Here is a 14,438-nt window from a genome sequence, read left to right on the forward strand (position 1 = left end):
ATGGGCCGGCGGCTTCAGAAACTTAGGAAAGACTGGGACGGCAAGGATCCTTTAAGCGGCTACCGGGCACTGGCCTTTGCCTTAATAGGACTTACGGCCCTTTCGATGATTTACCGTTTAACCCAGGGCCTGGGACCGGCTACGAACTCAACGACCAGTGGCCGTGGGGGCTCTGGATCGCGTTTGACGACCTGTGCGGGATCGCCTTGGCGGCCGGTGGTTTCTTTACCGTCTTTGTGGCGCACATTCTAAACCTCAAGCAGTACAAATATATCGCCCGCGCGTCGCTTATAACGGCCTGGTTTGGTTACATTGTGGTGGCACTCAGGGTGCTCATGGACCTCGGTCGTTGGTACAACTTCTGGCGGCCCTTTGTTTCCTGGGGTTACCATTCGTGGCTTTTCGTGGTTCTCCTCTGCGTGATCAGCTACCAGGCGGTTATGACCCTCCAGTTCGGCCACATCTTTTTTGAGCGCGTTAACGTGCCCCGGTTGAAGGAGATTTTCGATAAGATTCTCCCCGTGATTTTCGTTGCTGGATTGGTCATTGGTTTTCTCCACCAGTCGGCGTTAGGTGCGCTGTATATCGCAATGATTGACCGGCAGAACCCGCTCTGGTGGTCCATGCTCATCGGCCTTTTCTTCTTTCTCGCGGCGGTTTTTGTCGGCCCCGCCATGTGTGTGGTCGAAGGTGTCCTGGCGTCCAAGGCTTAATAAGAAGGATTTTCGCCACGAGGTACCGCTTCTGGCGCTGCTCCTCCAGGCTGCCATGTGGGTGATGGTTATTTATCTGGTACTCAAGGTGGCGGATCTGGTTTACCGCAGTCATTTCCTCGATATGTTTAACGGCTCAACGCCGTCTAACCTCTTCCTGTTAGAGATGGTTGTCGGCGTGGTCATTCCGATCATCCTCTTGGCCAAAAAGCATATCAGGGAAAGTGTGCCGGGAATGGTAACCGCGGCCGTGCTCATCGTAATTGGGGTTATGCTCAACCGGATGAATGTAGTCTTCACCAGTATGTACCAGGCGATGGGTGGCTGGTACTTCCCGCACTGGATGGAGCTTTCGATCAGCATCGGCTTGGTGAGCCTGTTTATCATGGCCTACTGCTTCTTCGTCGAGAACTTTAAGATCATGCCGGAGGGGCACGAACACCACTGAGGATGGTGTGGTCGGAAACTCTACACGTGCGGATTTACGGTATTTAGCCGAACAGGAGCTGACTAGAAGCAAAGAAATACCTCTTAATCAGTGGGCAGGAATATTCCTGCCCATTTAGCGTTTTTTTTCATCTTAATCTACCCGCTACCGGAGGAATTTTCCTCTGGAGCGCGAATATAGTTTTGGGTGAAAAGAAAGAAAGACGGGTAGGTAAAAGCAACCACCAAGAGTTTTTTCGACGAACGGTCTTAGAAGCGATTAACGCATCAGTCTAAGTAAGGGGGTCAAGCGGATGGATATTCTCAAGGTTTCAGCAAAATCCAACCCAAATTCTGTAGCCGGTGCCTTGGCCGGGGTGTTGCGGGAGCGGGGTTCAGCCGAAATCCAGGCGATTGGGGCCGGAGCCGTCAACCAAGCAGTGAAGGCGATAGCGATCGCCCGGGGTTTTGTGGCGCCGAGCGGTATGGATCTGGTATGTATTCCGGCTTTTACCGATGTTATGATCGACGGGGAGGAAAGAACGGCGATTAAAATCATTGTAGAACCAAGATAACAGCAGGTCATGCGCTTACCTCTGTTTCGCGGTTTTTGTAGCGCTCTGCCACCGCGGGAGCTACTTGCGGCGGGCGCTGGAGCAGATCGATACCTTTTACCGTTTCCTCTCTCTTTACGCGGCGGCGCTTATGCCGGTCTGTGACCGGGCGAGCCTGGAAGGGGCGCTGGCCGCCGGGAAGATTGGTGCCGTTCTCTGCGTGGAAGGGGGACACGTGCTGGAGGGAAGCCTGGCCGTCCTGCGGGTACTTCACCGGCTGGGTGTTCGCTACCTGACGCTCACCTGGAACGGGCGGAACGAGCTGGCAGACGGAGTAATGGAAAGCAGGACGGGCGGCGGCCTGACCACTTTCGGCCGGGAAGTGGTGCAGGAGATGGAGCGGCTGGGCATGGTAGTCGATGTGGCGCACCTGGCGCCGGCGGGCTTCTGGGATGTGCTTGCTCTCGCCCGGATGCCGGTGATCGCCTCGCACGCCAACGCGCGGGCCCTCTGCGACCACCCCCGCAACCTCACCGACGAACAGGTGCAGGCGCTGGCAGCTAGGGGCGGCGTTATCGGTGTTAGTTTTGTTCCCGAATTTGTTGACCCAGAGAAACCCACCCTCGAAAGAGTGGTGGACCATATCGAGCACCTGGCGGCGGTAGGCGGTGTGGCGTGTGTGGGGTTGGGTTCCGATTTTGATGGGACGCCGCAAACGGTAGCGGGTCTTGAATATCCTTCCTGCTTGCCTGCCACTACAGGGGCGCTGGCGCGGCGCGGTTGGCGGGAAGAGAATATCCGGAAGGTTCTTGGGGAAAATTTTTCACGGGTGTTCCGTGATGTCTGGCGATAAGAATCAGGGGTACTGTGACCTCCACGTCCATACCACGGCGTCCGACGGCGCGGAGACTCCGGAGCAGGTGGTGGAGCGGGCGGTCGCTATGGGCTTGGCGGCGATTGCGATAACGGATCATGATACTGTCGAGGGTGTTGCGGCGGCACTTGCCGCAGCAAAAAAGCGGCTCACCGTGGTGCCTGGGGTGGAGATAAGCACGGAAGAGAACGACCGTGAGGTGCATATCCTCGGCTATTTTATTGATCATAACGATTCTCATTTTCGGGCTAAGTTGGCGTGGCTGGCCGAGCAGCGGCGGGCCCGCGCGGCAAAGATAGTCGCGAAACTCAGGAGCCACGGCATTCCGGTTACGTTGCCGGAAGTCGCCGCCATAGCTTCCGGAGTGGTAGGCCGGGCGCATATTGCTCTTCTGCTGGTGCATAAGGGAGTGGTCCGGACGGTAGAAGAGGCTTTTGCGCGGTGGCTTGGCCGGGGCTGCCCCGCCTACGTGCCGCGGGCGCGGCTTCGGGCGATTGATGCGGTTCACCTGATCAGAGAAGCTAACGGTGCGGCTGTGCTCGCCCATCCGGGGCTGAGTGACGGCGCGGACTTGCTGGAAGAATTGGTACCCGCTGGGCTTTGCGGGATTGAGGCGGTTTATCCCGAACATACTCCGGAACAAAGGGAGTTTTTCCAAAGACTAGCGGCACGGTACGGCTTGATTGTAACCGGCGGTTCGGACTATCACGGCCCGGACCGCCGGTATCCTTTGGGGACAGTGGTGGTTGAATATGGGGTTGTGGAAAGGCTTTACCGAGCAGCCGGGAACACGTCTAAATTTTGACAGTTTGGCATAATACTATTCCTGGAACTGGGCCGAAAGAGAGGGAGGGTTTGCTCTTGTTCCAGGAAGAGGAAATCAGTAGGCTCAAGGTGCGGCTGCGGGAGACGGAGGAGAAACTGGCGCAGGTGCGGCTGAGCAGGAGGGTGCTGCTTCACCTTCTCGAAAAGGTTGAAGCCGAGCGGAACCTTTTCCTGAAGCGGCTGGAAAAAGAAAACCGGCGTTTACAGCGGGCGAATGCGCGTTATGCCCGGTCGCTTTTAAAGAAAAACCAGCAGATCGTCGAACTCGAATCCCGATTGCGGTCCAGCGAAAGCCAAAATTCGTAACTGCCGTAAAATTTATAAAGATATACACAACCTGGGAATTATTTCTAAAGAATTAAGATGTTGACAGTTGATTAGGCTTCGCCGAAGGCCTTTTCTTCTGTTGTCTCCCTATGTTATAATTTGGTCCCTGAAAGGGGACAGAGTATGCGAATTGCAGTCATCGACGGTCAGGGAGGCGGCATCGGCAAACACATCACCGAAAAACTGCGGCGGGAACTTCCGGAAGACGTGGAAATCCTGGCTCTCGGCACGAACGCCCTGGCAACGTCGGCGATGCTGAAAGCAGGGGCAAACGAGGGGGCAAGCGGCGAGAACGCCATTGTCTGGAATATGCCGCGCGTTGATTTGGTTGTCGGCCCCCTTGGTATCTTGGTGCCGAACAGTATGCTCGGCGAAGTGACACCGCGGATGGCCGAAGCGGTTGCCTCCTGCCCCGCGCCGAAAATTCTTCTCCCTTTAATCCCCGGGCAAATTGAGCTGATCGGTTATCAGGGCGAGCCCTTACCCCATCTGATTAACGAGTTGGTTAACCGGGTGAAAGCGCTTTTCTTCCCGGAGTTTACGGCAAAGTCTGGATGAAAACGGCAATTGTTGTAGCAGCCGCGTTCGTAGTAGACCTCCTGATTGCTGATCCTTACTGGTTGCCTCACCCGGTGTGTTTTTTCGGCCGGGTTATCGTTTTTTTAGAAAAAGTTATCCGCCGTTTTGCCCGGCGGCCATTTGCTTTGCGGCTCGGCGGCGTTTTTCTCGCGCTCCTGCTGCCGGTAGGGGTCTTCTGGGCCGCGAAGCTGGGGCTGGCGGCCCTCTCGCGGTGGAATCAAGTTTTGGGGCTGGCGGCCGAGGTATACCTGGTCGCCACGACTTTAGCCCTCCGAGGGCTGGCGGTGGCGGCGGCGGCGGTGCGGCACTCCCTCTTAGCGGGCAATCTGCCGCTGGCCCGCGAGCGGGTAGCGGCGATTGTGGGGCGGGATACGGCAGCGCTGGACACGCAAGGTGTGGTGCGGGCGACGGTGGAGAGCGTTGCGGAAAATACGGTGGACGCGGTAGTGGCGCCGCTTTTTTACGCTTTTATCGGTGGGGCGCCGCTGGCGCTCGCCTACCGAGCCGTAAACACGCTCGACTCAATGGTAGGGTACCGCAACGAAAGATACCGCTACCTGGGCTGGGCGTCGGCCAGGCTCGACGATCTAGCGAATTTTCTTCCGGCGCGGCTGGCCGGGGGGCTCTTCATTCTGGCTGCGGTTTTGCTACGGGGAGATTGGCGGCGGGTCTGGCGGACGATCCGGCGTGACGGGCGCAAGCACCCGAGCCCGAACAGCGGCATTTCTGAGGCCGCGGTGGCTGGTTTTCTAGGGGTGCGCCTCGGTGGTCCGGCGACCTATCAAGGCGTTCTAAGCTTTCGCTCGTATCTTGGGGAGCCACTCGTACCGCTTACCCCTGAACATATTGGCGCTGCTGTACGACTTCTTTACGTGGTGGCGCTGCTCGCGTTGCTTGCAGGGGTGGGGCTGCACATCTTGCTTGCTTTTGAGGTTGGTAAGGGATGAAGTCGCTGGTTGAGCTCTTCTGGGCCTTCCTGCTGGCGGTGCAGAACCTGACCCGCATTCCGGTGGGTAATGTCCCTTTTGAACCCGCGGTTTTGGGCCGGGGAACAACATTCTTTCCGGTAGTCGGCTTCCTGCTCGGCGGTTTGTCTGTGGGCGTTTACTGCCTGGCGGGGCTTGTCTTCCCGCCGCTGGTGGTAGCGGCTCTTTTAGTCGCGCTGGGGCTGCTTTTGACCGGTGGGATGCACGTCGACGGTTTTATCGACGCGGTTGACGGTCTGGGTGGGCGGGATGCCGCCCGGCGGCTGGCGATCATGCGGGATAGTCGGGTCGGCGCTTTTGGCGTGATGGGCGGGATTACGCTACTGTTGCTCCGCTTTTCCCTGTTTGCGTCTATAGGCGGTGCCTGGCACCCCCTTTTACTGGCGCCGGTAGTGAGCCGGTGGGGGATGGTCTGGGCGATCTTTCTTTTCCCCTACGCGCGGCCGCAGGGCCAGGGGCGGATCTACAAGGATTATACTACGTGGTGGGAAACGGTAACCGCGACGGTTTTAGCTCTCGGAATCGCCTTCCTTGTTGGGGAGTGGGCCGGCTTATACCTTGCGCTGGCCGCTTTGGTGCTGGTGCTCCTTATGGGGGCCTTTTTCACGCGGCATCTGGGCGGGCTGACGGGCGACACTTACGGAGCGGTTAACGAGGTGCTAGAAGTGTTCGTTTTAGCGGTAGGGCTGGCCGTTCGCTGCTGAAATCTGACAAATTCTCTGCCTGATTCTTGAACTTGACCAGCCTGAGGCTTTATAATAAGTGCCAAACTGAATAGGTCTTGAATCGCCGGGGTGCCCCGCACTCAATTTGTCTTAGGGTGCGGGGAGAATAGGGAAGCAGGTGTAAATCCTGCGCGGCCCCGCCACTGTAACCGGGAGCCTTCCCCGGGATTGGCCACTGCCCAGCCGCTGCTGGGTGGGAAGGCTGGGGGACGGCGAGGAACGGAAGCCAGGAGACCTACCCTGAGCGGTGTTCCGGCGTCCTTCGCGGGAAGGGGGTCGAGAAATGGTGTTTTTGTGCCGTTTTGACCCCGGTTAGGCGTGAAGCGACCGGGGTTTTTAGTTTTTTCAGCTGTGCGGCTCGGAATGATTACCAAAAGATGAGTAAGGAGTGAAAATAATGGGGCGTTCTGCTTTGCGGGCTGCTTTTCTGGCTGGTTTGCTCCTGCTCGCGGTGGCACCACCGGCATACGCGATGCACATCATGGAGGGTTTCCTGCCGCTGAAGTGGTGTCTCTTCTGGTACGCGCTGGCGTTCCCCTTCTTCCTTTGGGGCTTGGTGGCGATCCGGCAGCGGGTAGCGGGTGAGCCGCGGCTGAAGATGCTGCTCGGGCTGGCGGGTGCCTTCACCTTTGTTCTCTCGGCGCTTAAACTGCCTTCGGTGACGGGGAGCTGTTCCCACCCGACCGGGGTGGGCCTGGGAGCGGTGCTCTTCGGGCCAGCCCCGATGACGGTTTTAGGGGTAATCGTTTTGCTCTTTCAGGCGCTCTTGCTTGCGCACGGGGGCCTGAGCACCCTGGGTGCCAACACCTTCTCGATGGCGGTGGTGGGGCCTTTCGTGGCTTACGGTGTCTACCGGCTGCTTGCTCCCTTGCGGCTTTCCTGGGCGGTTTTCGCTGCCGCCGCACTGGGCGATCTCCTGACTTACGTGACCACTGCCTTCCAGCTTGCCGTGGCCTTTCCGCAGCATGGTTCGGTAGTGGCGCCCTTCGTGAAGTTTCTCGGGATCTTCGCAGTCACTCAGGTGCCGCTGGCGGTGAGTGAAGGGCTCCTCACGCTCGTGGTCTTTAACCTGCTGGCGCGGTACGGCCAGAGTGAGCTCGAGATGCTCGGCATCTTGCCGGAAGGAGGGAAGGCAAGTGTCGCTGGGAACTAAGAATCTCCTTTTGCTGCTCCTCGTTGTGGCGCTAACGGTTTTCCCGCTTTATGCGCAGCGGGGGGCGGAGTTTGGCGGCGCGGATGACCAGGCCGAGAAGGTGGTAAGCACCATCAAACCGGACTACAAGCCCTGGTGCGCGCCACTCTGGGAGCCGCCGAGCAGCGAGATCGAGAGCCTGGCCTTCGCGGTGCAGGCGGCGGCGGGTAGTGGCTTCGTCTTCTACTACCTAGGTTACCTTAAGGGGCGTAAGAGCAAGGAATGATCCTCGCCTTTGACTTCTGGGCCCACCATAACCGGTTGCACAGGGTAGATCCGGCGCTGAAGCTCGCTTTTGTGACGGTGGCGCTGGGGTTGGTGCTGACCGGGGGGCCGGCAGTGGCGGTGGCGGCTATCCTGGTTGCGGCGGTGCTGGTTTTGGCCGCGGGCGTGCCGTTCCACCTTTTGCTCCGCTTATTGCTTTTGCCCTTCGGTTTTTTGCTCCCTGGCGTGCTAGCGCTGGTGGTGACCACGGGGAAAGCGGTTTCCTGGGGTGTCCAGGTGGTAGCCTGGCGCGTCGGCGTTACCGACGCGGGGCTGAACCAGGCTTACGTCTTAGGGCTCCGGGCGCTGGCGGCGGTGGCCTACCTCTATTTCTTGGCGCTTACGACGCCGCTGCCGGCGGTGCTGGGAGTGCTGCGGCGGGTAGGGGTGCCGACCCTGCCCCTCGAGATCGCGGTGCTTACCTACCGCTACCTCTTTGTGCTGGAGCGGGTTGCCCGTGGGATCTATTTGGCGCAGGCGGCGCGGGGCGGTTACGGGTCGTGGCGGGGAAAGCTCTACTCCCTTGGGCTTCTGGCAACCCAGCTTTTCTTAGTGACCCATCACCGGGCGCAGCAGCTCTATACCGCACTTCTGGCGCGGGGGTACCAGGATTTGCTGCTGGTGCCGCCGCGGGAGTACCGCCGATCCGGGGCGGCGGTCGGTGGCTTCGCGGGACTCACGGCGCTGCTGTTCCTGGTTTGGCTTTGGGGGCGGTAGGATGGTCCGCATTCTCTTTTACACGGCGGTGGAAGGGGACTTGGCACCACTTTCCCGTGCGGTGCAGGAGGTACGCCGCAGTTGCCCGGAGATAGCGGTTGTTGCGCGGGCGCGGCGGGACGTTTGTGGTTCTGCCGGGGAGGAGGCGCTTTTAGCGGCCGTCCGGGAAGCGGACTGTGTTTTCCTCCACCTGATGGGCGGGCCCGAGTCGCTGCCCGGGTTTGACGCCGTGGTGCGCGTGGCGCGGGAGCGCGGGATTGCGCTGCACGTCCAGCCGACAGCGGCGGAAGATGATACCGCTTTGCGGGCGCTGAGCACCGTAAGCGGGTCTGATTACGACCTTCTGCGCCGGTACGTGAGTTACGGCGGGACCGTGAACTTCGCGGCGCTTCTGCGCTGGTGCCTGTGGCGGGCCGGGAAGGGAGCACCACCGCCGGCGCCGGAGCCGGTTCCGTGGGAAGGCATTTACCACCCGCGGTTGGGGCGGTTGGTGGCGCCGGAAGACTTCTGGCAGGCGGTCGCTCCGGGGAATCCCGTGGTGGCCATTCTCTTTTACCAAAGCTGGTGGCTGGCCGAAAATCTGGAGTTCATTGACCTTTTAGTGGCCGCAATTGAGGCGCGGGGCGCGGCGGCGCTTCCCGTCTTCCTTTACGCCACGCCGAGCGCGGCCCTTGGCAGCCGGGGGATCGCCTGGGCAGTGGCCAATTTCCTTTACCGAGACGGGATGCCGGCGGTGGACGCGGTTATCTCCACCCTCATGTTTACCCAGACCCAGGCCACGCCTACTTACAACCGGCGGGCCCCGGAGAACTTTTACCTTAAGCTGGGCGTGCCGGTGGTGAAGGCGATTGCGGCGGTGACGGCGCGGGATGAGTGGGTAGCGAGCCCGCAGGGGCTTACACCGCTCGACGTGGTTATGAGCATGGCGCTGCCGGAATTTGACGGGCAACTGATCACTGTGCCGGTGGCTTTCCGCGAAGAGGTGGGGCGGGACGACCTTACCGGCGCCACTCTGGTCCGCTACCGGCCCGACCCCGAGCGGACGGCGAAGGTGGCGGCGCTGGCGGTGAACTGGGCGCGGCTCAAGCGGCTGCCGCCGGCGGCGCGGCGGGTGGCGGTAATCCTCCACAACTACCCGCCCCGCACCGACCGGATCGGCTGCGCCTTCGGCCTCGACACGCCGGCCAGCCTCTTCCGGTTGCTGGTGGCGCTGCGGGATGCCGGTTTTCGGGTGGAGGGATTACCGGAGAGCCCGGAAGCCCTTTTCCGGCTGGTGCTGGCGGGGATGACCAACGACAGCGCCTGGTTGCCTCCCGAAGAGATGGCGCGCCGGGCGGTGGGGAAAATCCCGCCAGAAAAGTACCGGGAGTGGTTTGCCGGGCTGCCGGAGGCGGTGCGGGAACGGCTCAAAGAAAACTGGGGGTCGCCCCCGGGCGACGTTCTGAGCTTCCGGGGGGAGTTGCTGGTCCCGGGGAGGGTTTTCGGCAACGTTTTCGTGGGCCTTCAGCCGCCCCGGGGCTTTGACGCTCAGGCTGAGGCGGCCTACCACAGCCCGGACTTACCGCCGCCGCACCAGTATCTCGCCTTTTACCGGTGGCTCAAAGAAGAGTTCCGTGCGGATGTGGTGTTGCACCTGGGGAAGCACGGGACGCTCGAGTGGCTGCCGGGGAAAAGCGCGGGCCTTGGGGCGACCTGTTTCCCGGACGTGGTACTCGGCGAGCTGCCCAATGTTTACCCCTACATCGTCAACAACCCGGGCGAGGGGACGCAGGCCAAGCGGCGCGCCTGGGCCTGCATTGTCGACCATCTGGTGCCGGTAATGACCAGTGCGGGAAGGTACGGGGAGCTTGAGGCGCTCGAGACGCTCTGCCGGGAGTACCAGGAGGCACGGGAGCTTGATCCGGGGAAGCTGCCGGTGTTGGAGGAAAGGATCTGGGAGCAGGTAGTCAGGTCTTCCCTCGACCGGGATTTGGGGGTGAGCCGGGCGGCGGCGGGCAACGACTTCCCGGCCTTTGTAGAGCGGCTCCACAGCTACCTCCACGAAATCGGCGACAGCCTCATCCGGGACGGGCTCCACGTCCTGGGCGAGGTGCCGGCGGGGGAGCGGCTGGTCGAGATGCTCCTGAGCCTCTGCCGTTTGCCCCAGGGTGAGGTGCCGGCCCTCCGGGAAGCAGTGGCGGCGGCGCTCGGTTATGATTTCGAAGCGCTCGCGGCGGCGCCGGGGCGCTGGTGGCCCGCGTTCGGGGCAACCGGGGCGGCCTTGCTGGAAAAAGTGGCGGAAAAATGCCGGGAGTGTCTTAGGCGCCTGGCGGCGGCCGGTTTTGCGCGAGAAACTGTTCCGGCGCTGGTGGCGACGGTTTGCGGGCGCGCGGCCCCGGAGGTGGAGAAAGTTCTCGATTTCGTGGCCAGGGAAGTCTGGCCGCGGCTCAAGGCAACGGCGGGAGAGGTCGGGGCTTGCGTCAGCGCTTTGGCGGGGAACTATATTCCTCCCGGACCGGCCGGGGCGCCGACCCGGGGGCGGCTTGACGTTTTGCCGACGGGACGCAATTTCTATTCCGTCGACCCGCAGGCGGTTCCCACCCGCGCGGCTTGGGAGGTGGGGAAGAATTTGGCGGTGGCGCTTCTGGCCCGGTATCTGGCAGCACAAGGCGCGTATCCAGAGAATGTGGGGATGGTTATCTGGGCCACGACGGAGATGCGGACAGGCGGCGAAAACGTAGCGGCGGCGCTCTACCTCCTCGGTGTCGCGCCGGTCTGGGAGGAAGAAACGGGCCGGGTAAGGGGGCTCAAGGTGATCCCCCGGGAGGAACTCGGCCGACCGCGGGTGGACGTGACGCTGCGGGTTTCCGGGCTCTTCCGGGACGTTTTCCTCAACCTGATTCACCTTCTTGACGATGCGGTGCGCCTGGTGGCGGCGCTGGAGGAACCGGAGAACCTGGTGCGGCACAATTTTCAGGCTGCTTTTGCCGCGGCAAGGGCGGCGGGGAAGGACGAGGCTACCGCCCGCGAGGAAGCGCTTTTCCGGATTTTTTCCGATCCGCCGGGGGCTTACGGGGCAGGAGTTAACCACCTGGTCGATAATCAGAACTGGGAAGACCTTTCCGACCTGGCCAAAGCTTACCTTGCGTGGGGCGGTTACGCGTACGGGCGGCGGGTGTACGCCCGGGAGGCGAAAGAGGTTTTCGCCAAGCGCATCGGGGGACTTTCCTGCACGGTGAAGAATGAGGACAGCCGGGAAGTGGATATCTTTGACGATGACTGCTTTTACGGCTACCACGGGGGAATGATTGCTGCCGCGCGGGCCTTGGGCGCTAAGCCGCTGAGCTTCGTGGGGGATTCTGCCGACCCCCGCCGGGTGCAGGTGCGGACGCTGGCGGAGGAAACGCGGCGCCTCTTCCGGGCGCGGGTGCTTAACCCGAAGTACATCGCGGGGATGAAGCGGCACGGCTTCAAAGGCGCGGGCGATCTGGCGCGGCTGGTGGACTATATCTTCGGCTGGGACGCCACAGCGCAGGTGATTGAGGACTGGATGTACGCGGGCCTGGCGGCGCGGTACCTTTTTGACGCGGCGACGCGCGCTTGGTTCGCGGCGGTGAACCCGTGGGCGCTCGCGCACATCGCGACGCGGCTCTTGGAGGCTATCGCGCGGGGGCTGTGGAACGCCGATACCGCCACGCGCCAGAAAATAGAAGCGGTTTACCTGGAGATGGAAGGACACATCGAGGAGCGGCTGAGCGAAGGGCCGGCGGCGCCTGCGGGCCCAGAGGCTTACCGGGGAGGTGCGGGCGGTGCAGGAACCGGTTCTGGAAGCGGTTGACCTTTGCCACACCTACCCCGACGGGACGGTAGCCTTGAAAAATTTAAGCCTCGCCATCCCGGCCGGAGCGAAAGTGGCGCTGCTTGGCGCCAACGGCGCGGGCAAGACCACCCTTTTTCTCCTGCTGGCAGGGCTAATGCAGCCGACTGCAGGAAAGGTCCGCTATCGTGGTAAAGCGGTGGGGCGAAGCCGGCGTGAGCTGCTGGCACTCCGGCAGAGGGTGGGCCTTGTCTTTCAGGACCCGGAGGCGCAGATTTTTGCGCCGACAGTCTGGGAAGAAGTAGCCTTTGGTCCCGCTAACCAGGGGCTCGACCGGGAGGCGGTAGCGACGCGGGTGGAAGCAGCGCTTGCGGCCACCGACCTCTTAGAGCTGCAGGAGAAGGCGCCCCACTTTTTGAGCTACGGCCAGAAGAAGCGGCTTTGCCTGGCGGGAGTGCTGGCGATGGCGCCGGAAGTACTACTCCTTGATGAGCCCACGGCCGGACTCGACTCAGCGCAAACGTGCCGGGTGGTAGGCATCCTTGACGAGTTGAGCCGAGCGGGCCGGACACTGGTGTTGGCGACGCACGACGTGGACCTGGCTTACACCTGGGCGGATGTAGTTTATATATTCAGTCGGGGCCAGCTACTGGGAAGTGGTTCGCCAGAAGCGATTTTTGCCAATGCGGTGCTAATGGAAGAAGCGAGTCTCAGGCGGCCGCTGCTGTTAGAAGTTTTTCTGGCGCTACGGGAGCGGGGTCTGCTGCCGTCGGGAGCGGCCGTGCCCCGGACAAAAGAGGATCTCTGGCGCTTGTTGCCGGGAAAGGAGGTGAGTGGCTATGGATGAGGAAAAGGTTCAAAGGAAAGAACAGAAGAGTATCAACGCCAAGGGTCCCGAGGCAAAAGCTGAGTTTATCTCTTACCGTCTAAAATGTGTCAAGACCGCCAACGGACTCTCTCACTTTGTGATGTATGGTGACGTGCCCAAAGAAAAATCGCCGCTATAGTTTGGGAGAGGTAAATAAGGGGTCTCGGGGCGCCAGGCACAAAGTGTTATAATGCCTAGCGCCCCGGTTTAAAATTTCCCAAATCTCAGGGGTTCTTCACGACGCTTCGGGTCGTCACGGCGGAAAAGCGATCTTCGGGAGGATAAGCGAAATGGCAAACGGCATTGAGAATCCAACAGGTGCAACGCTAATTGTTCTTACTGCTACATCCCGGCAGAAATAAGAAAGAACGGCAAGCAGATGAGCAGAGAGTAGCTCAGATATGTGTTAGGGAAGGTAGCCGACCATTTCGAGCAGAAGAAAGGAAACCGAAAGCCGGTAATCGTGTTTCACGCCAGCGAGCCGCTGCTACTTAAGGAGATCATCTTTGAGGCAATAAGCGATTTCGGCCATCAGTTTCATTTTGGCATCCAGACAAACGCACTTCTGCTTGAAAAAGCGGATGTGGAATTTTTGAAAAAGCACCGGGTGGGCGTGGGCATCTCCCTTGACTCAGCCAATCCCCAGGTAAACAACAGACAGAGGCCAAGCAGGGAAGGTAACGGAAACTTCGACAAAGCTGTACAGGCGATTGACTGGTTTGCTGGCTATAAAGGGTTAAATGTGCTTACTACCGTAACTAGGTTTAATGTGAGCCACCTTCCAGAATTAGTAGCGTTCCTGCACGCTAAAAAGGTTGGCTGTGTTCTTCTTAATCCCGTTCGGTTGACTCTTAAAAGCGCGGGGTATGGAGCCACCGCCGGAGCTTTTGACTAAGTGCTTTATAGAGGCAGTAGAGAAGGCAGTGGAGTTATCAAAATCCTCTTCCCATTAGGATTATTATTGGTAACTTTGCCAACATTATCTTGGGCATAGTCGCCCCGACTGCGCGCCGGCTGATGTGTGATATTTCTCCTTGCGGGGGAGGGCGTTGCTTTTTAACAATTACTGCTTCTGGCGATATGATCCCTTGTGGCGAATTCATCGGGTTAGACGGGTTTTCGGGCGGGAATATCTTTGCCACCCCAATTTCAAGTGCCATGCACTCCGGGCCCTTCAAAGAGGTTGGGTCGCGGCTAGTAGAAAAGATTGATGAATGCAAGGCCTGCGACTTTAGGAATATATGCGGTGCACCCTGTCCGGCGGAGTTCTACTCTCGCAGCAATATGTATCAGCCTGCGGTCTTTTGCGCGTTCTACAAAGAGGTAATCAGCTACGCTTTTAAACTGATTGCCGAAGATAAGGTCAAGTACCTCCGCGTATAATTTGGTTTAGCAACCCATAAGGTTCACGGATTGAATCTTGGGCGTACCTCTGAGAGAATCAACTTAAGTTGGCCGGGGTCATTCTGAAACACCTCCTGAGGCAACCGGTCCTCAATTCCTTTCGAGTGCCGGGTAACCTTTCGGATAAGAGGGAAAACCCTGAGCCTGACAGACGAGCACTGACACGTGAGCTGACCGCCGCCAACCGC

At 60.1% G+C, this 14,438-nt stretch carries 16 protein-coding genes, 1 pseudogene and 1 riboswitch; all 17 genes and pseudogenes read left to right on the forward strand.

From position 1 onward, the window contains the following. Window positions 1-206 precede the first annotated feature (206 nt). The 17 genes and pseudogenes from ACUVTA_RS03975 to ACUVTA_RS04055 all read left to right on the forward strand — a co-directional run bounded on the left by ACUVTA_RS03975 (window position 207) and on the right by ACUVTA_RS04055 (window position 14,229). Window positions 207-713: a hypothetical protein gene (locus tag ACUVTA_RS03975; protein ID WP_445951679.1), complete on the forward strand. Its 507-nt coding sequence runs from the start codon at window positions 207-209 to the stop codon at window positions 711-713. Further along, entirely contained in the window at window positions 691-1,161 is a 471-nt protein-coding gene (locus tag ACUVTA_RS03980; RefSeq protein WP_445951680.1) for a hypothetical protein, read from the forward strand. Before ACUVTA_RS03975 ends, ACUVTA_RS03980 begins: the two co-directional genes overlap by 23 nt. Before the next feature lie 292 nt (window positions 1,162-1,453). Continuing rightward, a complete protein-coding gene (locus ACUVTA_RS03985) occupies window positions 1,454-1,714 on the forward strand; it encodes a stage V sporulation protein S (protein WP_123930768.1) in 261 nt (86 codons plus the stop codon). A 34-nt stretch (window positions 1,715-1,748) separates the two neighbouring features. Continuing rightward, window positions 1,749-2,546, forward strand: a pseudogene (locus ACUVTA_RS03990) (dipeptidase); the annotation flags it as partial. Next, window positions 2,533-3,372 (forward strand): PHP domain-containing protein, encoded by an 840-nt coding sequence (locus tag ACUVTA_RS03995; protein WP_445951681.1) that lies wholly within the window; start codon window positions 2,533-2,535, stop codon window positions 3,370-3,372. The pseudogene ACUVTA_RS03990 and the gene ACUVTA_RS03995, both read left to right, overlap by 14 nt. Before the next feature lie 56 nt (window positions 3,373-3,428). After that, on the forward strand, window positions 3,429-3,698 hold the full coding sequence (locus ACUVTA_RS04000) for a translation initiation factor 2 (RefSeq protein WP_445951682.1): 270 nt from the start codon (window positions 3,429-3,431) through the stop codon (window positions 3,696-3,698). A gap of 144 nt (window positions 3,699-3,842) precedes the next feature. After that, window positions 3,843-4,277, forward strand: a complete 435-nt coding sequence (locus ACUVTA_RS04005; RefSeq protein ID WP_445951683.1) for a DUF3842 family protein — start codon at window positions 3,843-3,845, stop codon at window positions 4,275-4,277. Further along, complete coding sequence (gene cbiB / locus ACUVTA_RS04010; protein ID WP_445951684.1) at window positions 4,274-5,245, forward strand: adenosylcobinamide-phosphate synthase CbiB; 972 nt, start codon at window positions 4,274-4,276, stop codon at window positions 5,243-5,245. The genes ACUVTA_RS04005 and cbiB overlap by 4 nt, the downstream gene beginning before the upstream one ends. Next, a complete protein-coding gene (cobS, locus tag ACUVTA_RS04015; RefSeq protein WP_445951685.1) occupies window positions 5,242-5,988 on the forward strand; it encodes an adenosylcobinamide-GDP ribazoletransferase in 747 nt (248 codons plus the stop codon). Before cbiB ends, cobS begins: the two co-directional genes overlap by 4 nt. Window positions 5,989-6,059: 71 nt before the next feature. Continuing rightward, window positions 6,060-6,266: riboswitch (cobalamin riboswitch) on the forward strand. 140 nt (window positions 6,267-6,406) lie between these two features. Then, window positions 6,407-7,162: an energy-coupling factor ABC transporter permease gene (locus tag ACUVTA_RS04020; protein ID WP_445951686.1), complete on the forward strand. Its 756-nt coding sequence runs from the start codon at window positions 6,407-6,409 to the stop codon at window positions 7,160-7,162. After that, entirely contained in the window at window positions 7,146-7,427 is a 282-nt protein-coding gene (locus ACUVTA_RS04025) for an energy-coupling factor ABC transporter substrate-binding protein (protein WP_445951687.1), read from the forward strand. The genes ACUVTA_RS04020 and ACUVTA_RS04025 overlap by 17 nt, the downstream gene beginning before the upstream one ends. After that, on the forward strand, window positions 7,424-8,182 hold the full coding sequence (gene cbiQ, locus ACUVTA_RS04030; protein WP_445951688.1) for a cobalt ECF transporter T component CbiQ: 759 nt from the start codon (window positions 7,424-7,426) through the stop codon (window positions 8,180-8,182). The genes ACUVTA_RS04025 and cbiQ overlap by 4 nt, the downstream gene beginning before the upstream one ends. A 1-nt stretch (window position 8,183) precedes the next feature. Beyond that, window positions 8,184-11,999, forward strand: a complete 3,816-nt coding sequence (cobN, locus tag ACUVTA_RS04035) for a cobaltochelatase subunit CobN (RefSeq protein ID WP_445951689.1) — start codon at window positions 8,184-8,186, stop codon at window positions 11,997-11,999. Further along, window positions 11,971-12,825, forward strand: a complete 855-nt coding sequence (locus ACUVTA_RS04040) for an energy-coupling factor ABC transporter ATP-binding protein (RefSeq protein ID WP_445951690.1) — start codon at window positions 11,971-11,973, stop codon at window positions 12,823-12,825. Before cobN ends, ACUVTA_RS04040 begins: the two co-directional genes overlap by 29 nt. Next, entirely contained in the window at window positions 12,818-12,985 is a 168-nt protein-coding gene (locus ACUVTA_RS04045; RefSeq protein WP_445951691.1) for a hypothetical protein, read from the forward strand. The genes ACUVTA_RS04040 and ACUVTA_RS04045 overlap by 8 nt, the downstream gene beginning before the upstream one ends. Window positions 12,986-13,249: 264 nt before the next feature. Beyond that, window positions 13,250-13,741: a radical SAM protein gene (locus ACUVTA_RS04050; RefSeq protein ID WP_445951692.1), complete on the forward strand. Its 492-nt coding sequence runs from the start codon at window positions 13,250-13,252 to the stop codon at window positions 13,739-13,741. Between the two features lie 122 nt (window positions 13,742-13,863). After that, window positions 13,864-14,229: an SPASM domain-containing protein gene (locus tag ACUVTA_RS04055; protein WP_445951693.1), complete on the forward strand. Its 366-nt coding sequence runs from the start codon at window positions 13,864-13,866 to the stop codon at window positions 14,227-14,229. The last annotated feature ends 209 nt before the right edge of the window (window positions 14,230-14,438 follow it).

The sequence above is a fragment of the Thermodesulfitimonas sp. genome, from assembly GCF_052743955.1.